20 protein-coding genes are annotated in these 23,159 nt (G+C 65.9%); 12 read left to right on the top strand and 8 right to left on the bottom strand.

Annotation, left to right across the window (positions count from 1 at the left end):
* Nucleotides 1–28 precede the first annotated feature (28 nt).
* Nucleotides 29–1,837, bottom strand: coding sequence for a hypothetical protein (locus CH290_RS08610; protein ID WP_230621140.1), 1,809 nt, complete (start codon nucleotides 1,835–1,837; stop codon nucleotides 29–31).
* 265 nt (nucleotides 1,838–2,102) lie between these two features.
* On the opposite strand from CH290_RS08610, the gene CH290_RS08605 reads away from it, so the two are divergent.
* Nucleotides 2,103–3,206 (top strand): M23 family metallopeptidase, encoded by a 1,104-nt coding sequence (locus tag CH290_RS08605; protein WP_033190738.1) that lies wholly within the window; start codon nucleotides 2,103–2,105, stop codon nucleotides 3,204–3,206.
* A gap of 86 nt (nucleotides 3,207–3,292) precedes the next feature.
* On the opposite strand, the gene pcrA is transcribed toward CH290_RS08605, so the two are convergent.
* Nucleotides 3,293–5,767: a DNA helicase PcrA gene (gene pcrA, locus CH290_RS08600; protein WP_020111442.1), complete on the bottom strand. Its 2,475-nt coding sequence runs from the start codon at nucleotides 5,765–5,767 to the stop codon at nucleotides 3,293–3,295.
* A gap of 386 nt (nucleotides 5,768–6,153) precedes the next feature.
* Between pcrA and CH290_RS08595 the strand changes: the two genes are divergently transcribed.
* Nucleotides 6,154–6,444: a chorismate mutase gene (locus tag CH290_RS08595; RefSeq protein ID WP_019664463.1), complete on the top strand. Its 291-nt coding sequence runs from the start codon at nucleotides 6,154–6,156 to the stop codon at nucleotides 6,442–6,444.
* Between the two features lie 98 nt (nucleotides 6,445–6,542).
* Here the strand turns inward: CH290_RS08595 and CH290_RS08590 are convergent, their stop codons facing one another.
* Complete coding sequence (locus tag CH290_RS08590; protein ID WP_033190737.1) at nucleotides 6,543–7,994, bottom strand: NAD-dependent succinate-semialdehyde dehydrogenase; 1,452 nt, start codon at nucleotides 7,992–7,994, stop codon at nucleotides 6,543–6,545.
* An 81-nt stretch (nucleotides 7,995–8,075) separates the two neighbouring features.
* Between CH290_RS08590 and pgi the strand changes: the two genes are divergently transcribed.
* The 3 genes from pgi to CH290_RS08575 all read left to right on the top strand — a co-directional run bounded on the left by pgi (nucleotide 8,076) and on the right by CH290_RS08575 (nucleotide 11,850).
* Entirely contained in the window at nucleotides 8,076–9,725 is a 1,650-nt protein-coding gene (gene pgi / locus CH290_RS08585) for a glucose-6-phosphate isomerase (protein WP_033190736.1), read from the top strand.
* 117 nt (nucleotides 9,726–9,842) lie between these two features.
* Nucleotides 9,843–10,799 carry a hypothetical protein gene (locus CH290_RS08580; protein WP_033190735.1) on the top strand — a complete coding sequence of 319 codons (957 nt, stop codon included), beginning with the start codon at nucleotides 9,843–9,845 and terminating at the stop codon, nucleotides 10,797–10,799.
* 67 nt (nucleotides 10,800–10,866) lie between these two features.
* Nucleotides 10,867–11,850, top strand: coding sequence for a type IV toxin-antitoxin system AbiEi family antitoxin domain-containing protein (locus tag CH290_RS08575; RefSeq protein WP_230621139.1), 984 nt, complete (start codon nucleotides 10,867–10,869; stop codon nucleotides 11,848–11,850).
* Nucleotides 11,851–11,853: 3 nt separating this feature from the next.
* Here CH290_RS08575 and CH290_RS08570 read toward each other — a convergent pair whose 3' ends face one another.
* Together CH290_RS08570 and CH290_RS08565 are read right to left on the bottom strand one after the other, a co-directional pair.
* Entirely contained in the window at nucleotides 11,854–13,479 is a 1,626-nt protein-coding gene (locus CH290_RS08570; protein ID WP_019664458.1) for an acyl-CoA dehydrogenase family protein, read from the bottom strand.
* Complete coding sequence (locus tag CH290_RS08565; protein ID WP_033190733.1) at nucleotides 13,476–14,138, bottom strand: TetR/AcrR family transcriptional regulator; 663 nt, start codon at nucleotides 14,136–14,138, stop codon at nucleotides 13,476–13,478. Before CH290_RS08565 ends, CH290_RS08570 begins: the two co-directional genes overlap by 4 nt.
* A 60-nt stretch (nucleotides 14,139–14,198) precedes the next feature.
* Between CH290_RS08565 and CH290_RS08560 the strand changes: the two genes are divergently transcribed.
* The 3 genes from CH290_RS08560 (at nucleotide 14,199) to CH290_RS08550 (ending at nucleotide 16,469) form a co-directional block, all read left to right on the top strand.
* The gene (locus CH290_RS08560; RefSeq protein ID WP_027498754.1) at nucleotides 14,199–14,954 is read left to right on the top strand and encodes a crotonase/enoyl-CoA hydratase family protein; all 756 of its coding nucleotides are present in this window, start codon (nucleotides 14,199–14,201) and stop codon (nucleotides 14,952–14,954) included.
* Nucleotides 14,951–16,159, top strand: coding sequence for a hypothetical protein (locus CH290_RS08555; protein ID WP_033190732.1), 1,209 nt, complete (start codon nucleotides 14,951–14,953; stop codon nucleotides 16,157–16,159). Before CH290_RS08560 ends, CH290_RS08555 begins: the two co-directional genes overlap by 4 nt.
* Nucleotides 16,160–16,223: 64 nt before the next feature.
* A complete protein-coding gene (locus CH290_RS08550; RefSeq protein WP_019664454.1) occupies nucleotides 16,224–16,469 on the top strand; it encodes a DUF2630 family protein in 246 nt (81 codons plus the stop codon).
* A 6-nt stretch (nucleotides 16,470–16,475) separates the two neighbouring features.
* Here the strand turns inward: CH290_RS08550 and CH290_RS08545 are convergent, their stop codons facing one another.
* The gene (locus CH290_RS08545) at nucleotides 16,476–17,234 is read right to left on the bottom strand and encodes an SDR family oxidoreductase (RefSeq protein ID WP_019664453.1); all 759 of its coding nucleotides are present in this window, start codon (nucleotides 17,232–17,234) and stop codon (nucleotides 16,476–16,478) included.
* 29 nt (nucleotides 17,235–17,263) lie between these two features.
* On the opposite strand from CH290_RS08545, the gene CH290_RS08540 reads away from it, so the two are divergent.
* On the top strand, nucleotides 17,264–18,700 hold the full coding sequence (locus CH290_RS08540) for a dihydrolipoyl dehydrogenase family protein (protein ID WP_033190731.1): 1,437 nt from the start codon (nucleotides 17,264–17,266) through the stop codon (nucleotides 18,698–18,700).
* 3 nt (nucleotides 18,701–18,703) lie between these two features.
* Here CH290_RS08540 and CH290_RS08535 read toward each other — a convergent pair whose 3' ends face one another.
* Nucleotides 18,704–19,279 carry a hypothetical protein gene (locus CH290_RS08535; protein WP_019664451.1) on the bottom strand — a complete coding sequence of 192 codons (576 nt, stop codon included), beginning with the start codon at nucleotides 19,277–19,279 and terminating at the stop codon, nucleotides 18,704–18,706.
* 65 nt (nucleotides 19,280–19,344) lie between these two features.
* On the opposite strand from CH290_RS08535, the gene CH290_RS08530 reads away from it, so the two are divergent.
* Nucleotides 19,345–20,889 carry a carboxylesterase/lipase family protein gene (locus tag CH290_RS08530; RefSeq protein WP_020111451.1) on the top strand — a complete coding sequence of 515 codons (1,545 nt, stop codon included), beginning with the start codon at nucleotides 19,345–19,347 and terminating at the stop codon, nucleotides 20,887–20,889.
* On the opposite strand, the gene CH290_RS08525 is transcribed toward CH290_RS08530, so the two are convergent.
* On the bottom strand, nucleotides 20,882–21,748 hold the full coding sequence (locus CH290_RS08525) for an Fpg/Nei family DNA glycosylase (RefSeq protein ID WP_026347676.1): 867 nt from the start codon (nucleotides 21,746–21,748) through the stop codon (nucleotides 20,882–20,884). The genes CH290_RS08530 and CH290_RS08525 overlap by 8 nt on opposite strands.
* 91 nt (nucleotides 21,749–21,839) lie before the next feature.
* Here CH290_RS08525 and CH290_RS08520 point away from each other — a divergent pair, with 91 nt between their 5' ends.
* On the top strand, nucleotides 21,840–22,646 hold the full coding sequence (locus CH290_RS08520) for a thymidylate synthase (RefSeq protein WP_020111453.1): 807 nt from the start codon (nucleotides 21,840–21,842) through the stop codon (nucleotides 22,644–22,646).
* Nucleotides 22,643–23,146, top strand: a complete 504-nt coding sequence (locus tag CH290_RS08515) for a dihydrofolate reductase (protein ID WP_033190730.1) — start codon at nucleotides 22,643–22,645, stop codon at nucleotides 23,144–23,146. The genes CH290_RS08520 and CH290_RS08515 overlap by 4 nt, the downstream gene beginning before the upstream one ends.
* Nucleotides 23,147–23,159 lie beyond the last annotated feature (13 nt).

Raw genomic sequence — 23,159 nt, 5'->3', positions numbered from 1 at the left:
CACCGACGAGGTAGGTGTGTCCTACGCCTCACTTGCGAGCGCTGTTGGCCGAAAGTAGTGCTGCCACAGCAAGTATGACCGCGCCGAGGACTCCTACCAGCAGGCCGGCCCCCACCGAGGCGTCCACCGATCGCCCGATCGTCAGCGGCCAACCGAGCAGATGCACGATTGTCGCGATCACGCAGCCCACGAGCAGTGCGGCCCCGCGGGCCGGGCGCGACCTGGACGCCACGAGGGCGGCAAGAAGAATCGTCGACGCCGACGCGGCCTGCCCCCACGCGTCCCATCCCCACCCTTCGGCACCCCAGGGAACGCCGAGGAGCGACGGCGCGGAGACATCGGTTCCGGTGTAGAGCGGGAGTGCGAAGGAGAGGGCTGTGACGACGCCGCCGACGAGGGCCACCGCGCCGACGGTTCTGTTGGAGCGCACGTCGGAGGTGTCGACGTCGTCGCGCTCGGCGCTGCCCGCCAACAGCACGGCACCGGCGCACGCCATGGCGAGAACGGCTCCGACGGCCGCGGCGGCGCCGCCCACACCGAGTCCGACGCCGTCGATGTCCGTGGCGAGAACCACCGCCTGCAGCACTCCTGCCGACGCGGAGACTGCGGCAACGGCCAGCACGCCGACAGCTGGCCTGACGACCGCCGCGAACAGCGAGAAGAACAGTGGGATGGACACGACGACCAGGACGAACCCAGCGACGAGGGCCACGCGAGTGGCAAGTACGTCGGGTTCCGGCAACCCGGCGGGTACGTCCAGGACCGGCAGGAACGCGCTTGCGCCGACGAGAACCCCCGCCAGGACACCCGTGGTCCCTGCCAGGGCGTGCCACCGCATGAAGTGCGCCGAGCCGTCCAGCTCGCCCCTCGTGACGGGACCGCCTGCCGAGGCCCGATCCCGTATCGCCGACGCCGGCAGCGCCACGAGTGCGACCACGATCAGCGCGACACCGGCCACGGCGCCGATCCAGCTCCCCGCGGAGACCCCGATGTTCGGGCCCGAGCTCTCGCCGGCGATCACGCGAGCACCGAACACTCCGGCGATGCCGAGGCCTGCACCGAGCAGGCTGCCTGCAGCAACCGTCGGCGAGATCGACGCGAGTGCCGCCGACACGACGATCACCGCCGCGCACGCGAGAACACCCGACCCGACAGCGGTCGTCCACGGAGATTCGACGACCGCGCGGATCAGCACGATGGAGTCGGTCGAGACGTAGGGAACCGCGAACATGGCGGCCGCGGCAGCGATCGCGGCGAGCACAGCCACCACGGACAGTGCGCCCCCGATGCGGACCGCCGACGCACGACCCGTGAAATCGGTCCGCGACGAGATGCCGTAGCCGTCGTCGTACGACGCCCTGCTGATCGCGACGAGGCCGAACACTCCCGCGAGAGCGGCGAGGGCGTGCGCAGCGAGAACGACATACGCGCCGAGACCAGGCGTGAGGGCCTCCGCAGTGGTCGGTCGCAGCAGCTCGAGTCTGTTCGCGTCGATCGGCGACGCCAGCAGTCCCGCGTCGAGAACCGCGAGGCCTGCCGAGATCGCCCCGAACCCGGCCGTGAGCGCGCCCGCCGACGCGGGCCGTGCGAGCACTGTGAGGATCGCGAGGACGGCCACGACGAACACCGGGGCAACGGCCAGCACTTCCGCCGCGAACACGCCGGCGCCAGGCCCGTCCGAGGTCGACGAGGCGGCCTCCATCGCCATCGAGGCCAGCCCGAGCAGGGCCGCGATCGAGACGAGCTCGGTTGCAGCGAGAGCCGCACCGCGGGCCGACGGTCCGGCCTGCGAGCGTGCGGAGATCACTTGCGGTGACGCGTGCGGAGAAGTAGCCACGCCTGACGACGCTATCGGTCGGTGGACGATGGACGGCAGAGCACGCGCCGTAGGATTTCGGTGGATGCGTTTCGGTAACGGCGTCGTGGGTATTGCAGCGCTGTCCGGGATCACAGGCGATCTCGACAAAACCCCTGCTCGGCTTGTGAGCCATCTCACATATGCCCGCCGAGAAGCCGATTAACTTGCGCGCCCTGCAATCGTTTCGTTACCGTCTGCCGAGTCTTAAGTCACGAGCAGATCACGGAACGGAGGTCGCAGGGTCTTGTCGCAACACCGCGCGTCCTTCACCACCAGTCGGTTCGTCAAACCGGCCGCGGCTGTTGAAACCGCACCCACGGTGTACTCGACCCAGACCAGCTGGGAAGCCGACAGTTACCAATCGTCGGACCTCCAGGCCGCGTCGGATCTCCAGGCCGCGTCGGATCTCCAGGCCAACGGATACGACTACTTTGCCAGCAATTACGGCTCTGCCGAGAGCTACCACGACAACGAGTTGCACAGCACTCCCGATGTCGAGGTCTCGGCGGAGCCTTCCGTCGGTTCCGGGCCCTCCTCGGATGTCGTCGCAGCGAACGAGATCGCCGTGTCTCGTCGACGCGGAGCTCACCGCATCCCGACGCCTCCCACCGCGCTGAAGGGACGTGCAGCGGTTCTCGCTGTCGCCGCCGGCGCCGTGGTCGCAGCAGGGCAAGCAGTCATCGATCACGGTCCTACTACGCCGACCACTTCCGAGGAAGTAGCACTTGCTGCCGGCGCCGCACCCGCGGCCCCCGGAATCGCCGCAACTGCCGTCCCCCAGGCCGCCGGTTTCGCCGCTGACACCACGACGGATGTCGCTCCCTCCTCGGCCCCGCAGATCCTGAACGTGGCCAACCCGGTGGATCTGAGCCAGTTCAACGATCTGCTCGCCAAGGGTCAGCGCTTCAGCGAAGAGCGCGCCGCACGCGAGGCCGCTGCGCGCCGGCCCCTGTTCGTGCTCCCGGCAGTCGGCACGTACACCTCGAACTTCGGGCAGCGCTGGGGCGTCCTGCACGCAGGCGTCGACATCGCGAACGCCATCGGTACCCCGATTCTCGCTGTCGCCGACGGCAAGGTCATCGACGCAGGACCCGCGTCCGGCTTCGGCATGTGGGTTCGCCTGCAGCACGTAGACGGCACCATCACCGTCTACGGACACATCGACAGCGCCACCGTCAGCGTCGGCCAGGAAGTCATGGCAGGCGACCAGATCGCCCGCATGGGCAACCGCGGCTTCTCCACCGGCCCTCACCTGCACTTCGAGGTTCACCTCCCCGGCGAGAACAAGATCGATCCTCTCCCCTGGCTCGCGTCCCGAGGCATCGGCCTCGGACCCGAGATGGACTGAGAACTCCCACTCTCTCTTCCCGGCCTACCGGCCCGGCGAAACATACAGCCGCACACCGATTCCTCGGTGCGCGGCTGTTCTGCTTCTCAGAGCTTGGTCATCGGAACGCCGCCGATGAGCATCATCTTCACTCGCCCCGACGTACCGAAATCCACCAGAACCATGGCCGAGGTGCCCGAGCCCGTGGATTCGAGAACCGTTCCGAGACCGTACTTGTCGTGATTGACCCGGTCTCCCACCGCGAGCACGAGAGTGTTGTTGCGTGCGCGTGCGGCACCGAAACTCGGCGACGACTGCTGCCCGCGTCGGTCTCCGAATCCCCCGCCGCCGCCGAAGCCACCACCACCGAAACCGCCGCCCCCGAAGCCACCCGGCCGGGCGCGGCCGCCGCCGATCGACCGTCCGCCGACGCCGGGGTCTTCCCGCTTCCAGTCGATGAGGGACTGCGGAATCTCCTGGAGGAATCGTGATTCCGGGTTGTTGATCGGCTGCCCCCAGGCGGACCGCATGATGGCGCGAGTGACGTACAGACGGTGACGCGCACGCGTGATGCCCACGTAGGCGAGTCGTCGTTCCTCGGACAACTCCGCTGGGTCGCCGAGGGCACGCATGTGCGGGAACTGGCCGTCCTCCCAGCCGGTCACGAAGACCACCGGGAATTCGAGGCCCTTGGCCGTGTGCAGCGTCATCAAGGTGACGACGCCAGTGCCGGAATCGGGGATCTGATCGGTGTCCGCGACGAGCGAGACCCGCTCGAGAAACGCCGCGAGGGAACCAGGCTCGGGGGTGCCTTCCTCGACTTCGACCTCGTCGTCGGAGACTGCTTCGGTTTCTGCTTCGGCTTCTGCTTCGAGAGCGGCGAGGTTACGTGCCTCGGACGTGAATTCCCTTGCCACGCTGACGAGCTCGTTGAGGTTGTCCAGGCGGGCACCGTCCTGAGGATCACTGCTGGCCTCCAACTCGGCGCGGTATCCCGTGCGGTCCAGGACGGCCTCGACGACGTCACCGATATCGGCGATGTCGTTGCCGTCGTCGTCGGTGGTGTTGAGAACCTCCCGGAGTTCGTCCAGCAGATCCAGGAACTGGCCGATGAGCTTCTGCGAGCGAGAGTTGAGCAACGCAACCTTGCCGTCGGCGGCGTCGTGCAGAGCTTTGGAGAAACTGATGTCTCGCTGCTCGGCGTGAACGGCTACGCAGGCCTCGGCGCGGTCCCCGATCCCCCGGCGCGGGGTGTTGAGGATGCGTCGCATGCTGACCGTGTCATCCTCGTTGGACAGCACGCGCAGGTACGCGACCATGTCGCGGACTTCCTTGCGCTCGTAGAAGCGGACACCGCCCACCACCTTGTAGGGCAGGCCGAGCCTGATGAAGATCTCCTCCAACGCACGTGACGAGTTGTTGGTGCGATAGAAAACCGCCACCTCGTCGTAACGGACATCGTGGTTGTCGACCAGACGGTCGATCTCCGACGCCACGAACGACGCCTCGTCGTGCTCGTTGTCCGCGACGTACCCGACGATGAGCTCACCTTCGCCGGAGTCGGTCCACAGCTTTTTGTCCCGCCTGCCGGTATTACGCGAAATGACGGAGTTGGCGGCCGACAGAATGTTCTGCGTCGACCGGTAGTTCTGTTCGAGCAGGATGGTGGTGGCGTCGGGGTAGTCGCGCTCGAACTCCTCGATGTTGCGGATGGTCGCGCCGCGGAACGCGTAGATCGACTGATCCGCGTCACCGACCACACAGAGCTCACCGGGAGCGACCGTGCCCTCCAGGGCGCCGTCGGAGTCCTCCCGGCCGACCAGTTCCCGTACGAGCATGTACTGCGCGTGGTTGGTGTCCTGGTACTCGTCGACCAGGACGTGCCGGAACCGTCGACGGTAGTACTCCGCGACCTGAGGGAAAGCCTGCAGCAAACCGACGGTTTCACCGATGAGGTCGTCGAAGTCCATGGCGTTGGCCGCGCGAAGTCGCTGTTGATAGATGCCGTAGACCTGCGCGACGAGCTTCGGGAGCTCCACCATCTGCTTGTCCGCGTCCGCGGCGGCGTCCTCGGGCCCGATGAGTTCGTTCTTGAGATTGGAGATCGCCGTCGAGAGCAATCTCGCCGAGAACTTCTTGGTGTCGATCTGCAGATCCTTCGAGATCATCGTCAGCAGGCGACGAGAGTCGTCGGCGTCGTAGATCGAGAAGTTCGAGTTGAGACCGGGCAGCAACGACGCCTGGTTGCGCAGGATCCGCACACAGCTCGAGTGAAACGTCGAAACCCACATGCTGTTGGCGCGTGGACCGACGAGGCCAGCGACACGCTCACGCATCTCGGCGGCGGCCTTGTTGGTGAAGGTGATGGCCAGAATCTGGCCGGGACCCACGCCTCGCTCGGCAAGCAGATACGCGATACGACGAGTGAGCACCGCGGTCTTCCCCGACCCGGCGCCTGCGACGATCAACAGCGGAGACCCAGAATGCACGACGGCCTGACGTTGCTGCGGATTGAGACCCTCCAACAGCGTTTCGGACCTGGATTTTCCGGGGGCTGGTACCGCAGTGAGGTTCGTGTTCATCGCCTGCCCAGGTTACCGGCGGGCTCCGACAGTCCTTTACCCGAACCTGCCAGGCGCCGCCAGCCCAGTTCTGCCGACCGCCCGCAATGCGGACATTCGGCCCGTCGACCGACTTTTCAGGACTGCACAGAGGTGGCACACTGGATCGGTGATCGAAATAGCCGTTCGTCGCCACCCCCTCTGTGCAGCCTGTTCTTCGGCTCTCGGTAGCGGAGGCTGTCCATAAGAAGGTGCGCCCGGAAGTCCAGACATGTGGCTTCCCCGGGCCATTCGATGTGACTCATACCACATCAGCCCGTCTCTGGAGCGGAGCGTCCACGAATCACCTAAGGACGTAACGGTGACGAGCAGGGCAACGATCCACACTTGTGACACGAGGAGAAAAAATGGCATCCACGACCAAGATCGAGACCGAGAGCGCAGTGCCGACGTCCGAGGCTGAGATCGATTCCTTGCGTCAGGAGATCGACCGCCTCGATTCCGAAATTCTTGCGGCAATCCAGCGTCGCAGCGAAGTTTCCCAGCTCATCGGCCGCACCCGCATGGCGTCGGGTGGACCGCGCATGGTGCACAGCCGCGAAATGAAGGTGCTCGACCGCTTCAGCAGCCTCGGCCAGGAAGGCCACACCCTCGCCATGCTGCTGCTCCGTCTCGGCCGCGGGCGTCTCGGCCGCTGACCTGTCGCCAGCTGACTTTTCGGGAGCGAAAGTACCGTTCGGTCACTTGGAGTGACCGAACGGTACATTCGGTTCCACCGGGGCTCCGGCCCGCTTGTCTAGGTCAGGGCGATGTACTTGGTTTCCAGGTACTCCTCGATGCCTTCGCTTCCGCCTTCGCGGCCGAAGCCTGAATCCTTCACTCCACCGAACGGTGCGGCCGCGTCCGAGATGACTCCGCGGTTGACGCCCACCATTCCGCTGCCGATGGCGTCGGCGACTCGTAGTGCGCGGTCGAGGCCGCGGGTGTAGATGTACGACGCCAATCCGAATTCGGTGTCGTTGGCCGCGTCGATTCCTTCTTCCTCGGTGTCGAACCCGACGATGGGGGCGACCGGACCGAAGACTTCTTCCTTCAGGATCCTGGCGTTCGCCGGGACGTCGGTCAGCACCGTTGCCGGGTAGAAGTAGCCGTCGCCTCCTGGTGCTTTGCCGCCGAGGGCAACTGTCGCACCTGCTTCGACTGCGTCGTCGACGAGTTCCTGCACCTTGCTCAGCTGGTCTGCGTTGATCAGGGGTCCGAGCTTGGTGTCCGGGTCGAGGCCCGCACCGAGCGTCATTTCCTTCATCTTGGCGACGAATTTGGTGGTGAATTCCTCGCGCACGCTGTTGGCTACGTGGAGCCGGTTGGCGGCGGTGCATGCCTCGCCGCCGTTGCGCATCTTGGCCAGCATGGCGCCGTCGACGGCCGCGTCGATGTCGGCGTCGTCGAAGACGACGAACGGTGCGTTACCACCCAGCTCCATCGACGTGCGCAGCAGTCCGCCTGCGGACTGTTCGACGAGCTTTCGGCCCACTTCGGTCGATCCGGTGAAGGTGAGTTTGCGCAGTCTCGGGTCTTCGAGGATGGGAGCGCTGACCGCACTGGATTTCGACGAGGTGATGACCGAGAGAACCCCGTCGGGCAGTCCCACCTCGGCGAGGAGCTGAGCGAGGAACAGCATCGTCAACGGCGTCTCGCCTGCGGGCTTGACGATGATGGTGCACCCGGCTGCGAGCGCCGGCCCGATCTTGCGCGTGCCCATGGCCAGCGGAAAATTCCACGGCGTGATGGCCAGGACCGGCCCGACGGGCACCTTGGTGACCAGGATGCGGCCGTTGCCTGCCGGTGCGGGTGTGAATCGGCCCTCGATGCGCACCGCTTCCTCGGCGAACCACCGGAAGAACTCGGCACCGTACTTGACCTCGGCCTTGGACTCTGCGAGCGCCTTGCCCATTTCCTTGGTCATGATCGCCGCGACGTCGTCCGCTCGTTCGGTGATCTTCTCGAAGGCTGCGCGTAGGAGCTCGGCGCGTTCACGCGCGGGGGTCTTCGCCCAGGACTTCTGCGCCGATGCAGCGGCGTCGATTGCCTTCTTCGCGTCGGCCGGACTTGCGTCGGCGACCTTCGCGAAGGGTGTGCCGGTGGCGGGATCGACGACGTCGAACGTTGCGCCGTTCTCCGCGTCGACCGGCCTGCCGCCGATCCACAGTTTCGGTGAAATGGATTCGATGAGTGCGTTGATCTCCATGCTCCGAGTGTGCCCGTGCCGGGGCCGCGACAAACGAGGAAGGCGCGCACAGCGAGGCGCTCGGCACTATTGTAGGACGATATGAGCGTCGACATCACGGGCACGGAAGCCTGGAAGAACCTGAAGGCACACCACGACGCACTCGGAGCCACGACGCTCCGCGAGCTGTTCGCTGCGGACGACGATCGAGGACGAACGTTCACTCTCGCCGCGGGTGATCTTCACATCGATTACAGCAAGCACATCGTGAATTCCGAGACCGTCTCGCTTCTGGTCGAACTCGCGCGAGCGGCCGACGTCGAAGGCCGTCGCGACGCGATGTTCTCGGGTGCCCACATCAACACCTCCGAGGACCGCGCGGTACTGCACACCGCCCTTCGCCTGCCCGCGGACGCGACCCTCGAGGTCGACGGCCAGAACGTCGTCGCCGATGTGCACGAAGTCCTCACGCGTATGGGTGATTTCACCGATCGAGTCCGGTCGGGCGAGTGGGTCGGCGCAACCGGATCCAAGATCTCCACCGTCGTCAACATCGGCATCGGCGGCAGCGATCTCGGCCCCGTCATGGTGTACGACGCGCTGCGCCACTACGCCGACGCCGGCATCTCCGCCAAGTTCGTCTCCAACGTCGACCCTGCCGATCTGGTTGCTGCTCTCGACGGGCTCGATCCGGCCACGACCCTGTTCATCGTGGCGTCCAAGACGTTCTCCACTCTGGAGACGCTGACCAATGCCACGGCGGCCAGGCGGTGGCTCGTCGACGCACTGGGCGACGACGCCGTGTCCAAGCACTTCGTCGCGGTCTCGACCAACGCGGAGCGGGTGTCGGAGTTCGGCATCGACACGGCCAACATGTTCGGGTTCTGGGACTGGGTCGGCGGCCGGTACTCGGTGGATTCCGCGATCGGCCTGTCGGTCATGGCCGTCATCGGCAAGGAGGCGTTCGGCGAATTCCTCGACGGCTTCCACCAGATCGACGAGCACTTCCGCACGACGCCTCTCGAGCGCAACGCGCCTGCACTGCTCGGCCTGATCGGGCTCTGGTACAGCAACTTCTTCGGCTCGGAGACCCGAGCTGTGTTGCCGTACTCCAACGACCTGTCTCGTTTCCCGGCCTACCTCCAGCAGCTGACGATGGAATCCAACGGCAAGTCCGTCAAGGCCGACGGCACCCCCGTCACCACGTCGACCGGTGAGATCTTCTGGGGTGAGCCGGGCACCAACGGGCAGCACGCGTTCTACCAGCTGCTGCACCAGGGCACACGGTTGATTCCCGCTGACTTCATCGGATTCGCCGAGCCCACCGACGACCTCCCCACGCGTGACGGCACCGGGTCCATGCACGACCTGCTGATGAGCAACTTCTTCGCGCAGACCAAGGTTCTGGCATTCGGCAAGACCGCCGACGAAATCGCCGCCGAAGGTACGGCCGCCGACGTCGTTCCGCACAAGGTCATGCCCGGCAACCGTCCGTCCACCTCGATCCTCGCCCCGAAGCTGACGCCGTCGGTGGTCGGGCAGCTGATCGCACTGTACGAGCATCAGGTGTTCGTCGAAGGCGTCGTGTGGGGCGTCGACTCGTTCGATCAGTGGGGTGTGGAGCTGGGCAAGACCCAGGCGCTGGAACTGACGCCCGTCCTGACCGACGCCGATGCCCCTGCATCGCAGAGCGATTCGTCGACCGACGCACTCGTGCGCTGGTACCGCGATCAGCGGGGTCGCACCAAGTAGCACTGTTTCCGAATCCACCCACCTGTTGTGCGTTGCGAGGGCCCCGGAGCTCACAACAGGTGGGTGAATTTGCCGACCTGACTGAACCGAGCCTGCCTCCGTCGCGTCCAAGTAGGTATGGACTTCGAGGGCCTGCTCTTTCGCTCCGACGCGCTGGCATCGGGCGTCACCGACGGTCAACTGCGGCACGCGCGGTTGCGCGGTGAACTGATCGCGGTCCGGCCGGGCGCGTTCGTGTCGGCAGCGTTCTTCGCCACCTTGAATTCCGAGCAGCAGCATCTACTGCTCGCGCGCGCGATTGCTCACGAAGCCCCGGTGGTTCTGAGCCACCAGTCGGCGGCAATCGCGTGGGGAATGGATGTCTGGGCGCTGCCCCTCGCCTACGTCCACTCGACGACCGGACGCACCATCACTGCGAGGAAGGGCCGGCGCCGAATTGTGCACGGTTCGACGCTGTCGGAATCGGAAAGCACAGTCTTTCAGGGAATTTTGCTCACCACCCCAGCCCGGACGGTGGTGGACATTGCGCGATCCACGACGTTCGAACAGTCGGTGTGCGTGGGCGACTCGGCGTTGCGTCGAGGCCTCGTCACCAGGACCGAACTGGACGAGGCTCTCTACAGCGCACGGCACCGCACCGGTATCCAGAACGCCGTCCGGGCCGTAGCCGCGATGACCGATCGCAGCGACAGCGTCGGCGAATCCCGCACCCGGTTGATTCTCGTCGACGCCGGGTTCGCTCCCCTTCTCAATCAGTCGGTGTACGACGCCGGCGGCACGTTCCTGGGCCGAACGGACTTCTTGTTCACCGGGCCGTGGGGATGCTTCGAGTTCGACGGGGCCGACAAATACGGCGTGAACGCGGCCGACACGCGGGCAAGCGTGCTCGACGAGAAGGACCGTGAGAATCGCATCCGCGACGCTGGATGGCCGTTCGCTCGGGCGAGCTGGCGTGATCTTGCGCAACCGGACGCGCTGACCGAACGGGTCCGACGGATGCTTGCTCGTGGAGCGCGAATGCCGGAACCCGAGGGGACATTTCGAGCCGAACCGCTTCCCCCGTACCGACCCTGAAATCCACCCACCTGTTGTGTGTTGAGTGGGTCTGAAAACTCACAACGGGTGGGTGGATTTGCCCGGAGTGAACCGAACGGACCTCCAGTGCGTCCAATTCAGTATGGACTTCGATCAGCAGGGGATGTTCTCGCGCACCGAGGCGCTTGCACGGGGGTACACCGACGACGATCTGCGACGCGGCCGTGCCAGCGGACAGATCGTCACCATCCGGCGCGGTTATTTCGTGCGCGCGGACGTCTATCGACGGCTCGACGCGCATCGCCGCCATGCTGTGCTCGCCGAGGCGATCTATGCGGAGTCGAGCACCGATGCGGTGTTCAGTCATGTGTCGGCGGCGGTTCTGCATCGCATGGAAACGTGGGACATTCCGCTGGACAAGGTCACGTTCACCATTGCGCGGTCCTACGCGGGCAAGAAGGGGCGCCAGCGAGTGCTGCACGGGTCGCCGCTTCCGCCCACGGATCTGACCGAGCGAGACGGGTTTCCGGTCACCGCACCGACTCGAACGATCGTGGACCTGGCTCGGTCGCTTCCACTGCATCCGGCTGTCTGTATCGGCGACTACGCGATGCGCGCCGGGCTCACCACCCACCGGGAACTTCAGGGTGCGCTCACCGACGCCCGGAACCGAACCGGAATCGCCAAGGCCCGCCAGGCGGTGCAGTCGATGTCGAGCCGCAGTCAGAGCACCGGTGAAACGCGCAGCAGGATGTTGTTGGACACGCTGCCGCTACCACCTCCATTGCTGAGGCAGTCCGTGTACGACGAGGTGGGCGGGTACGTCGGAAGTGCTCCGTTCCTGTACCCGGATCAAGGAGTCGTCGGACGCTACGAGGGTGAAGGGGTGTACGGCGCAGATCCGGTGCTGACGGACATCGATGGTCGACGCGAGCGACATCGAATGGAACAGCTCGGATGGACGGTGGTGCAGTGGGACTGGGAGGACCTGTCTACGCCGCGAGAATTCACCGACCGGATCGCCCGAGCGTTCGTGCAGGCCGCATCGAATCGAATACCGTTGGGCCACTACAGCTCCACCTCGAAGTAACCATCAGATTCGGGCCACTATCGCCGCGGTGTCCAGTCCCGTAGGCAGGGTCCCGAATGCTCCTCCCCAGTCTTCTCCCAGCCGGCTCGCGCAGAATGCGTCGGCCACCGCGGGATCACCGTGCCGCACCAGCAGCGAACCCTGGAACACCAGTGCCATGAGTTCGACCACTCGGCGTGCCCTGTACTCCATGTCGGTGCTGTCCGCGAGCTCCTTGCCCACGCGCGCGATGGCGTCGTCCAGACGAGAATCCGCCCCCGCTGCCGACGTGACCTCGGTGAAGTACGCCTCCACCACGTCGGGTTGCTTGGCCAGTGCGCGAAGGGAATCCAGTGCTGCGACGTTGCCCGACCCTTCCCAGATCGACATCAGCGGGGATTCACGGAACAGTCTCGGCATACCGGATTCCTCAACGTACCCGTTGCCGCCCAGACATTCCAGCGCCTCGGCCGCGTGGGACGGTGCACGCTTGCACACCCAGTACTTCGTGATGGCCAACGTGATTCGGCGCAATTCGGTCTCCTGCGTGTCTCCACGCGCGGACCGGTCGGTCGCTCCGGCCAGGCGGATCATTGCCGCTGTCGCGGCCTCCGATTCCACGATCAGGTCCGACAACACATTCCGCATCAACGGTTGCTCGATCAGGGCGGCACCGAAGGCGGAGCGGTGGCGAGCATGATGCACCGCTCGAACGGCGGCATTGCGCATTCCTGCTGCGGAACCGATGACGCAGTCGAGGCGGGTCATGTTGACCATCTCGATGATCGTCTTCACACCCCGGCCTTCGTCGCCGACGAGCCATCCTGTGGCACCGAGGTATTCGAGCTCACCGGACGCATTGGACTTGTTGCCCAGCTTGTCCTTGAGCCGTTGCACCTGGATGCGGTTGAGGGAGCCGTCGGGCAGTACGCGCGGCAGCAGGAAACAGGACAGCCCGCCTGGCGCCTGCGCCAAGGTCAGGAACATGTCCGACATCGGCGCGGACGTGAACCATTTGTGTCCGACGATCGTGTACGTGCCGTCCGCGGACGGCGTCGCGGTGGTCGTTCCCGACCGGACGTCCGAGCCGCCTTGCTTCTCGGTCATCGACATCCCCGCGGTCAGACCGCGCTTGTCGGTGGGAATGCGGAGCCCGAAATCGTAGTGGGTCGACGCCAACAGCGGTTCGTACGTCTCGGCCAGGTCCGGGTTGTGCCGCAACGCGGGTACGGCCGCGTAGGTCATCGAGATGGGGCACATGTGGCCGGCGTCGGCCTGGCCCCACGCGTAGAACTTCGCCGCCCGCGCGACGTGCGCCCCGGGCCGGGCGTCCTGCCACGGCGTCGCGTGCAGTCCGTTCTCGATCGCGACGTTCATCAGATCGTGCCAGTGCGGATGGAACTCGACCTCGTCGACGCGATTGCCGTACCTGTCGTGCGTGTGCAGGACAGGCGGGTTCTCGTTCGCGAGGCGTCCCCACTCCTGGGCCTCGACGCTTCCCGCACGAGCTCCGAGCTGCCGAACCTCGTCCTCGGCCCACCCGCCCCCCTCGCGGCGCAGACCCTCGAGCAGCGACGCGTCGTCGGACGTGTCGTACGGAAGCAGATCGGGGACCTGGTTGAAGACTGTGTGGGTAGCTGGGAAGGTCATGACACTCCTAACGATCGCAAGGCGAAGGCAACTAGATCCGGAATCACGTCGGCGGTGTCGGTGCGGTCCGGACTCAACGGGCCGACGAGCACTTCCCCCACCGCTCCGACGAGGGCCGCGGCAGCGATCTCGACGTTCTGCTCGGGGATGTCCCCCGCCGCGATGCCGTCGGCCACGGCATCGCCGATCGCCGCGGCGAAGCTGCGGCGGAACACCAGACGCTCGGCGTCGACGGCTGGGTCGACGGGCTCGGCCAGCAGCGCGTAGGCCATGGTGCGGTTCTTCATCGCGCGCCCGGCGAAGGTCTCGACGATCGCCGTGACCCGTTCCACGACGCTCCCTGACCCCGTTCGGCTCATTCCGCGGGCTCCACTCGCGCCTGAATTGCTCATTCCGCGGGCTCCACTCGCGCCGGCTGCGTCGACGACGGCCTGAACTTCCCGTCCACAGACGGTGCGGAAGATCGCGACGACGAGGTCGGACTTGCTGTCGAAGTGCGTGTAGACGCTTCCCGCCGACACTCCCGCAGCTGCGGCCACGGACGCGATGGACAGCCCTCGGTAGCCCTGTGAGGACAGCACCTCGACGGCGGCGTCGAACAGTTTCTCGCGTCCGGCGTCGATTCGTGCTTGTACGGCGGAGGTCCGTCGGTAGGGCATGCCAAGAAGTGAAGCACTGATTCATTGCTTCACGCAAGCCCTCTCGAGTACGGTCGAGTCATGCCAGTGAGGATCGAACGCTCGGGGCCCGTCACCACCGTCGTCCTGTCGAGGCCGGAGGCGAGAAACGCCGTCGACGGTCCCACTGCGGAGCAGTTGGTCAGCGCATTCGAGGAGTTCGACGCCGACGACTCGGCCGCAGTTGCGGTCCTGTGGGGCGAGGGCGGAACTTTTTGTTCCGGTGCAGACCTCAAAGCGCTCGGCACCGAACGCTCCAACCACGCCACCGAACACGGCGACGGACCGATGGGCCCGACGCGTATGCGCCTGTCCAAGCCCGTCATCGCCGCTGTCTCCGGGTACGCGGTTGCCGGCGGTCTCGAACTCGCTCTGTGGTGCGACCTCCGAATCATCGAGGACGACAGCACTTTCGGAGTCTTCTGCCGGCGGTGGGGTGTTCCGCTGATCGACGGCGGTACCGTGCGTCTTCCTCGGTTGATCGGCACGTCGCGCGCCATGGATCTGATCCTCACCGGTCGCGCCGTCGACGCCGAGGAAGCCCTCGCCATCGGTCTCGCCAACCGTGTCGTTCCTGTCGGGCGTGCCCGCTCCGAGGCCGAAGCACTTGCAGCGGAACTGGCCTTGCTGCCACAGACCTGCATGCGGGAGGATCGGTTGTCCCTGCTCGAGCAGGACGGACTCGACGAGGAGGCGGCCATCGTGAACGAATTCCGGCACGGCGCCATCTCGATGGCCGCAGATGCACTCAGCGGTGCACAGCACTTCGCGTCGGGCGCGGGAAGACACGGGCGTTGACTCCGGGCCGACTGTCCGTCGTCGACGAGATCTTCCTCAGAACACACAGGGGTTACGGCTTACCCATTGCACTGCAGGGTATTTGGCGTAGCGACGACGCGGTCGACCGAGTCGACTTCGCTGCCGTCCACGCCAACCTGAGTCTCGGACGTCTGGGCCGACGAATAGTCAGCCCCAGAGTTCCCGGCGCACGTCGACGCTGGGTCGAGGAGGCGCACTCCTATCCGCTGGCCTTCGAACCCTCGCCGATCAAGACCTCCGAGATCCTCGACTGGGCCGACCGACAGGCCGACGTGGACCTCGACCCGGAGTTCGGACCCGGTTGGCGGATGGCGGTGGCGACCACCGACGCCGGCGGCACCGTCATGTCGTTGGCGTGTTCACACACCCTGGCCGACGCTGCCGGACTGGTGGCAGCAGCCGGAGTGGCGTTCGAAGGCACTGCACCCGAGCCTGCCCCACGCCGAACGTCGGATGTGATGGACGCGGTGTCTCTGGTGAGACGGGTGGCGCCGGCATCCGTGCGTGCCGCGGCACGATTGGCGTTCGAGAAGGCGTCCCGACGCGAGCTGACCCACTACCGTCGAGTGTCGCGAGCCGTGACGGCACACGAGATCGTCTGCAGCAGCGCAACCTTCGACATCGAGGCAGTCCTGACCAACTCGGAGTTCATCTCCGTCGTCACGGAGATCGCCGCCGAACTGGGTGAGCCGCAACCGATCCGCATCAACGTTCCCTTTCGGACCACCGGAGGCGGCACGAACCGCATCGGAATGGCAACCCTGAACCTGTCGGTGACCGATACCGTCGACGGGATCAAGCAGGCCACCAAGAGCGCGTTCTCCCGTCCCGCCGGTGCTCCCGGTGGGTTTCCTGCCGAGGTGGTGCAATTGCTGTCCGATCGTCGTGCCGCTGCACTGACGGCGGCGCCCGGAACTGCTCGGGTGCTGTGCTCGAACATCGGCGACATCCCGGCGGCAGTGGCATCGATCGGCGGGCACCGCGCATCGAGCGTCGCGACGCGCGCTGTTCACCCACGAGCCGGACGTGCACGCACCACGACCGCGGTCTCGGCCTACGTGTCCTTCCTCGACAACCGGTCGACGCTGTCACTCGTCGGCACCGAGCCTCGATACGCGACTGTTCTCGGTGAGGTCGCGGCCCAGGTGTTGGCCCGGCGAGGTCTGAACGCCACGCCTTGGTGAACCACCGAGAAATTTGGTGGTAGCAGGGGGTCGCCACAGCTCGTACCGGTCTACCGTGGTCGCTATGAGCGAGCACGACATCTACACGACGATCCAGCAGCTGGTGGCCACCGAGCACAAACTTCGGTCCGACACCCAGGCAGGCGACATCGATCCGGCAGACGAAAAGGCCGAGCTGACGAAGATCGAGCACGCACTCGACCAGTGCTGGGATCTGCTTCGGCAGCGCCGAGCGCGTCTGGACGCGGGGCTCGACCCGGACGACGCACAGGCAGGCAGCGTCGAGCAGGTAGAGCACTACCTCCAGTAGACCGCGTCAGACGAGCCTGTCGGTGATCCGATTGGGCAGGAACCGCAGCGCGACATCGATGCCCCGCCACTTCAGGCCAGGCAGCGCTGCGCGCCTCGGTTCCTTCTCGATTGCGCTGATCATCGCCGTCACGCCCTGGTCGAGGCTCGCCGTCAGCACGCTCTTGTCGCCGGCCTTCGCGGACATGTCCGTCTCGATGAAGCCCGGCAACAGCGTCGTGACGACGATGTCGGTGCCGGAGAGTTCGGTGGCCAAGGCGTCACCCAGCGCCGCAACGCCCGCCTTGCTCGCGGAGTAGACCGCCTTGGGGCCGGGAAGTCCGCGGTCGGCACTGACCGAGGACACGAGCACCAGGTGCCCGAACTTCTGCTTGCGGAAAATCTCCAGCGCTGCCTCGATCTGTGACAGCGCGCCGACGAAATTGGTTCGGGCGGTGGCGAGATTGGCGTCGGCGCGGCCGGTACCGATCTTTGCGCCCTTGCCGAGCCCCGCGTTGACGACAACCCGATCCAGTCCACCGAGTTCGTCGTGCAACTCGCCGAACACCCGGCCCACGGCATCGTGGTCGGTCACGTCCAGCGCTCTGACGGCGACGGTGACGCCGGGGTTGGCCACGATCAGCTCGTCGCGAAGCGCCTCCAGCCGGTCCAGGCGTCGGGCACACAGGGCCAGATCCTTACCCTGCGCGGCGAATCGCTTGGCCATCTCCTCACCGAGCCCCGAGCTTGCACCGGTGATCAGAATCTTGTTCCGCATCGTCCCCATGCCCGAAGACCCTATGCCACTCTTGAAAGATGACCGTGAACACTACTGACGAATTCGACGTCATCGTCGTCGGCGGGGGCCCCGTCGGCGAGAACGCCGCGAGCTACGCCATCGCAGGCAGCGACCGCACCGCGGTGATCGTCGAGCACGAACTCGTCGGCGGCGAGTGTTCCTACTGGGCGTGCATGCCCAGCAAGGCGTTGCTGCGGCCCAGCGAAGTGCTCACCACCGCACGCAACATGCCGGGGGTGAAGGAACTCGTCGGCGACCGCGGCCTCGATGTCGACGCCGTGCTGGCGCGTCGGGAATCCTTCACCCATTCCCTCGACGATTCCTCGCAGGTGTCGTGGGCCGAGTCCGCCGGGATCTCCGTGGTCCGCGGCCACGGCCGCATCACCGGAGACCGAACGGTCGACGTCGGCGGGCGCACCTTGACGGCCCGGCACGCCGTCGTCCTCGCGACCGGGACCACCGCGTCGGTTCCGGGCACCCCTGGCCTGCGTGACGCACTCCCCTGGACTTCCCGCGACGCCACCAACATTCACGAGATCCCCCACCGAGTCGCCGTCATCGGAGGCGGTGTGGTGGCGTCGGAAGCGGCGACGTGGCTGTTGTCGTTCGGCGCCGAGGTGACGATGATCGTGCGCGGCTCGGCCCTGCTGGCGAGCGCCGAACCCTTCGCGAGCGACCTCGTCGCCGACGCGCTTCGATCCCGCGGCGCGACGATACTGTTCGACGCCGACCTCACAGCCGTGTCGCGGCCGGACGCGTCGGACACGGGAATCGGCAGAATCCATGGTGGCGCAGCAGAATTGACGGTGAACGGCGAGACGATCGTCGTCGACGAGATCCTGGTCGCCGCAGGCCGCACGCCGGCGAGCGCCGACCTCGGTCTGTCGTCCATCGGGGTCGACGATCGAGGTTACGTCGACACCGACGACCACCTCCAGGTACCCGGTGTCCCCTGGCTCTATGCGGCAGGCGACATCAACGGTCGCGCGCCGCTGACCCACATGGGCAAATACCAAGCGCGCGTGGTCGGCGACGTCATCGCCGCCCGCGCCGACGGAAAGCCGTTGGACGGCAAGCGCTTCACCGCCTCGGCCGATCACGGACAGGTGCCGCAGGTGGTGTTCACCCCGCTGCAGGTCGCGTCCGTCGGTCTCACCGAGAAGCAGGCGCGTTCGGCGGACATCGACGTCGAAATCCTCGGGGTCGACATCGAGGTCGCGGGATCGTCGCTTCAGCAGGACGACTACTCCGGGCACGCTCAGTTGGTCGTCGACAGAGCGAAGGACATCGTGGTCGGCGCCACCTTCGTCGGACCCGGCGTCGACGAACTGGTCCACGCCGCCACCGTCGCCGTCGTCGGCAAGGTGACGCTCGACGACTTGTGGCACGCCGTACCGTCGTACCCCACGGTCAGCGAAGTCTGGCTGCGCCTCCTCGAATCACGGCGCGGTTAGGGTTCATCGCCCGTCGCGGAGTGGCTGAGCCCGTTTGACCTGCCGTGCCGCGTCGACGGCACGCAGTTCGACGGGCGATCCGACGACCACGGTTCCCACGCGGAGAATCCCGTCGGTGAGCGGCTCGGCGCGGAGTCCTCCGCGGCCGATCAGAGCCTTGCGCGAACCCTCGGCCGCCATGGTGTCCATCCACACGCAGGGATGCGCCGGCCTGCCGCCTCGAAATCTCACCGGACCGTCACCGGAATCGAGCTCGAATTCCTCACCGCGCAACGGATCGAGTTCCAGACCGCGTACGACGATGTTTCGCCTGGCCACCGCGGTGTCGGGCATCGAGATTCCGAGTGCGTCGCCGACGGCGTCCCACGCCTCGGCGGCCAGGAACGTCACCGCGGCTTCGGTGTGCGCTTTGACGCCGAAGAAGCGGTCACCGCGAATTCCCTTGTGCGCAACGATGTCCACCTGTTCGGGGAACTGCGTCGGCACCTCCTTCGCAGGTCCGTCCTTGGCGCGGCCGAAATACGCGTGGGCGGGCGAGACGAGCAGCTGCACCACATCGGCGCGGTACTGGAACTCCATGACCCCGATTGTCCATACTCCCCGATACTTACCCGTCGGTAAGATCTCCGCGTAGACTGCGTGTCATGCTCGCGAACACCAGAGTCACCACCGTGGACGGCGTCCTGCAGGGAAAGACCGTGGCTGACCTTGTCACGTGGCGGGGAATCCCTTATGCAGCTCCTCCGGTGGGCCCGCTCCGCCTGCGCGCACCACAGCCGGTAGCGCCGTGGACCGGAGTGCGGGACGCCACCGAATGGGGCAACGCCTCGGTCCAGCACAAGCGCGGAACCATGCTGTCGGTGAACAAGTACCAACCGTCGAGCGAGGACTGCCTCACCCTCAACGTTCTGGCTCCCGGACGCCGGAGCGTGGGGTCTCTGCCGGTCATGGTCTTCATCCACGGCGGCGCCTACACGCTGGGAACGTCGGCCACCCCGCTCTACGGCGGGGGCTCGTTGGTGCGTCGGGCGCTGAAGGACGGGGACGGAATCGTCTACGTGTCCATCAACTACCGCCTGGGCACGCTCGGTTACCTCGATTTCTCCCAGTTCTCGACACCGACCAGGCAATTCGACTCCAATCTCGGCTTGCGAGATCAGGTGGCCGCGCTCGAATGGGTGCAGCGCAACATCAGCGCGTTCGGTGGCGATCCGGACAACGTCACCGTCTTCGGCGAATCCGCCGGCGGCAACGCGGTGACGACTTTGTTGGCGACACCGTCGGCGAAGGGTTTGTTCGCGCGGGCCATCGCAGAAAGTTCGGCTCCCGGACTCGTCGCCACCCAGGACCGAGCGACGGACTGGGCACGTCAGTTCGTCGAACTCCTCGGCGACGGAGGCAACGTAGCGAGCACCCTGGACAGCGCCGACGTGAAGACTCTCGGCAGCACGGGCTCGAAGCTGGCTCTGTCGGTCGTCAAGAGCACTCCCGGCCTCCATCCGTTCGGCCCGGTCGTCGACGGTGACTTTCTGCCGAAGAACCCGGTCGACGCCTGCGCCGACGGCACTGCCCACGCGGTTCCGCTGATCATCGGCACCAACGGACGCGAGGGCACGCTGTTCCCCAAGGTGCTCGACGCCCTCCCGACCAATCCGTCACGCATCGACACACTCTTCGCACTGACCGACCCTGCCGCGAAAGACGTTGTCCTCGAGGCGTACCCCGACTATCCGCAGGAATCGGCAGCGATCGACGTCGGAGGCGATTTCACGTTCTGGAAACCGTCCATCGAGGTCGCGGAAACACACTCGCGCAGGGCTCCGACCTACAGCTATCGATTCGATTTCGCGCCGCGGGTGATGAAGTGGCTCGGACTCGACGCCACACATGGATTCGAACTGTTCGCAGTGTTCGGAATCAACGAGACGTCGTTCGGCAAGTTGATGACCGTTCCCGGTGGACGACGCGCCTTCCAAGAGGTCACCGAACACGTCCAGTCGCAGTGGTTGGAGTTCGCGCGCACGGGCTCGCCGCTCCCGAGTTGGCCGAAGTACGACGAAAGTACGCGCGAGACACTCATTTTCGACACCAGAACCCGGGTCCAACGTGACCCGCGCAGCGATCGGCGACGGGCCTGGGAGGGCTACCGCGGTTACGCGAGCCAGAAGACCGAAGCGTCGGCTACTTGAGCAGGCGGGACATCCGGCGATCCGCCAGGATCTTGCCGGATGTCTGGCACGTCGCGCAGTACTGGAAGGAACGTTCGGCGTAGGAGACCTCGCGGACGGTGTCCCCGCAGACCGGACACGGCAGACCCGCCCGGGCATGCACCCGCATTCCCGATCTCTTCTCGCCCTTCAGCCGGGCCGCATCCTGACCGGTCGACCTGGCGACGGCGTCCAGCAGCACCTCGCGCATCGCGGCGTACAGCACTCCGACCGACTCGGCATCGAGCTTGCCCGACGACGCGAACGGTGAAAGCTTGGCCACGTGGAGGATCTCGTCGGAGTAGGCGTTGCCGATCCCGGCCAGCATCGACTGGTCGACGAGAACCGTCTTCAGCCGAGCCGTCGTGCCCTTCAGGATGTCCGCGAATTCCGTTTCCGTGACGGCCAAGGCGTCGGGACCGAGGCGAGCGATGCCCGGCACTTCCTGCGGATCACGCACCACCCAGACTGCCAGCCGTTTCTTCGTGCCCGCTTCGGTGAGGTCGATGGCGGGGGTCAGCCCCTCCGGCGTGAAGAAGTGGACACGGAGCGCCAGCGGACCCTTCCCCGGTTTCGGCGGAGCCGCCGACGGGTTGTCCGTCCACCGAAGCCATCCGCCGCGGGACAGATGCGTGATCAGCCAGAGATCCCCTGCCTGGACAGCCAGGTGCTTGCCGAACCGCGCTGCGTCGGTCACGTCTCGTCCCTGCAACTCCGTGATGGGCGGATCGAACGTCTTGAGCACGCTCAGTGCGGCGATGTCGACACGACCGATCACAGCGCCGACGGCGTGCTCACGGAGGAAACCGGCGAGGGCTTCGACTTCGGGCAACTCGGGCATGGCGCAATTATGCGCTCGGCGCCGACACTTGCGCACCATCGACACAGCGCCGGTCGGGTGCTCGGCGCGGATCGACAGCACGGAGCGCATAATGTTCCACATGGTTTCCACCCCGTACGAAGATCTGCTGCGGCACGTACTCGCGACCGGCACCGCCAAGTCCGACCGCACCGGGACGGGCACGACCAGCGTCTTCGGCCACCAGATGCGGTTCGACCTCGCCGAGGGATTCCCGCTGATCACCACCAAACGGGTGCATCTGAAGTCGATCGTCTACGAATTGCTGTGGTTTCTCCGCGGCGACTCCAACGTGTCCTGGCTGCAGGAGCACGGCGTCACCATCTGGGACGAATGGGCAGCACCCGACGGTGAACTCGGTCCCGTCTACGGGGTCCAGTGGAGGTCGTGGCCGACACCGTCGGGCGAGCACATCGACCAGATCTCGGCTGCTCTCGACCTTCTGCGCTCGGATCCCGATTCGCGACGCAACATCGTTTCGTCGTGGAACGTCGGCGAGATTCCGCAGATGGCACTGCCGCCCTGCCATGCCTTCTTCCAGTTCTACGTCGCCGACGGCAAACTGTCCTGCCAGCTCTATCAGCGCAGCGCCGATCTGTTCCTCGGAGTTCCGTTCAACATCGCCAGCTACGCACTGCTGACGCACATGGTCGCTGCGCAGGTGGGCCTCGAAGTCGGCGACTTCGTGTGGACCGGCGGCGACTGCCACATCTACGACAACCACCGCGAGCAAGTTGCCGAGCAACTGAGCCGGGAACCGTTCCCGTACCCGAAACTGAAGCTTGCACAGCGTGATTCGATCTTCGACTACCAGTTCGAGGACATCGAGGTCGTCGGGTACCAGCACCACCCGTCCATCAAGGCGCCGGTCGCTGTATGAGCCCGACGACGGTGGGCGCCATCTGGGCACAGGCCCACGACGGAGTCATCGGCGACGGCACGACCATCCCGTGGCACATCCCCGAGGACATGGCTCACTTCCGCGAGATCACCCGCGGCCATCCCGTCGTCATGGGTCGTAGGACCTGGGATTCGCTGCCGGAACGATTTCGACCGCTGCCCGGTCGGCGCAACATCGTCGTCACCCGAGACCGCAGTTGGCACGCCGACGGAGCAGACACCGCCGGCAGCGTCGAGGACGCGCTCGCCCTCGTCGACGGTGAGGTCTGGATCATCGGCGGCGGCGAAATCTACCGCGCTGCACTGCCGTTCACGACACGGTTGGAAGTCACCGAGATCGACCTCTCGGTCGAGGGAGAAACTCGTGCACCGCACATTCCCGACGGCTGGGCGGCAACGCTCGGCGAGTGGCGTGTCAGCGAGAAGAGCGGCCACCGCTTCCGCTGGAACCAGTACGGCAAGGCTTACCGAACTACCTGATTCACAGTGGATT

The organism is Rhodococcus sp. 06-156-4 (assembly GCF_002259345.1).
Lineage (GTDB): Bacteria > Actinomycetota > Actinomycetes > Mycobacteriales > Mycobacteriaceae > Rhodococcoides > Rhodococcoides fascians_E.
The sequence above is the reverse complement of the archived record's forward strand: the minus strand, read 5'-3'. Positions and strand labels throughout refer to the sequence as shown.

Excerpts from the sequence above, each read along its gene's own strand:
- pcrA (WP_020111442.1), bottom strand. The coding sequence starts at position 5,767 with ATGAACACGAACCTCACTGCGGTACCAGCCCCCGGAAAATCCAGGTCC.
- CH290_RS08595 (WP_019664463.1), top strand. The coding sequence starts at position 6,154 with ATGGCATCCACGACCAAGATCGAGACCGAGAGCGCAGTGCCGACGTCC.
- CH290_RS08590 (WP_033190737.1), bottom strand. The coding sequence starts at position 7,994 with ATGGAGATCAACGCACTCATCGAATCCATTTCACCGAAACTGTGGATC.
- pgi (WP_033190736.1), top strand. The coding sequence starts at position 8,076 with ATGAGCGTCGACATCACGGGCACGGAAGCCTGGAAGAACCTGAAGGCA.
- CH290_RS08580 (WP_033190735.1), top strand. The coding sequence starts at position 9,843 with ATGGACTTCGAGGGCCTGCTCTTTCGCTCCGACGCGCTGGCATCGGGC.
- CH290_RS08570 (WP_019664458.1), bottom strand. The coding sequence starts at position 13,479 with ATGACCTTCCCAGCTACCCACACAGTCTTCAACCAGGTCCCCGATCTG.
- CH290_RS08565 (WP_033190733.1), bottom strand. The coding sequence starts at position 14,138 with ATGCCCTACCGACGGACCTCCGCCGTACAAGCACGAATCGACGCCGGA.
- CH290_RS08560 (WP_027498754.1), top strand. The coding sequence starts at position 14,199 with ATGCCAGTGAGGATCGAACGCTCGGGGCCCGTCACCACCGTCGTCCTG.
- CH290_RS08550 (WP_019664454.1), top strand. The coding sequence starts at position 16,224 with ATGAGCGAGCACGACATCTACACGACGATCCAGCAGCTGGTGGCCACC.
- CH290_RS08545 (WP_019664453.1), bottom strand. The coding sequence starts at position 17,234 with ATGGGGACGATGCGGAACAAGATTCTGATCACCGGTGCAAGCTCGGGG.
- CH290_RS08540 (WP_033190731.1), top strand. The coding sequence starts at position 17,264 with ATGACCGTGAACACTACTGACGAATTCGACGTCATCGTCGTCGGCGGG.
- CH290_RS08535 (WP_019664451.1), bottom strand. The coding sequence starts at position 19,279 with ATGGAGTTCCAGTACCGCGCCGATGTGGTGCAGCTGCTCGTCTCGCCC.
- CH290_RS08530 (WP_020111451.1), top strand. The coding sequence starts at position 19,345 with ATGCTCGCGAACACCAGAGTCACCACCGTGGACGGCGTCCTGCAGGGA.
- CH290_RS08525 (WP_026347676.1), bottom strand. The coding sequence starts at position 21,748 with ATGCCCGAGTTGCCCGAAGTCGAAGCCCTCGCCGGTTTCCTCCGTGAG.
- CH290_RS08520 (WP_020111453.1), top strand. The coding sequence starts at position 21,840 with ATGTTCCACATGGTTTCCACCCCGTACGAAGATCTGCTGCGGCACGTA.
- CH290_RS08515 (WP_033190730.1), top strand. The coding sequence starts at position 22,643 with ATGAGCCCGACGACGGTGGGCGCCATCTGGGCACAGGCCCACGACGGA.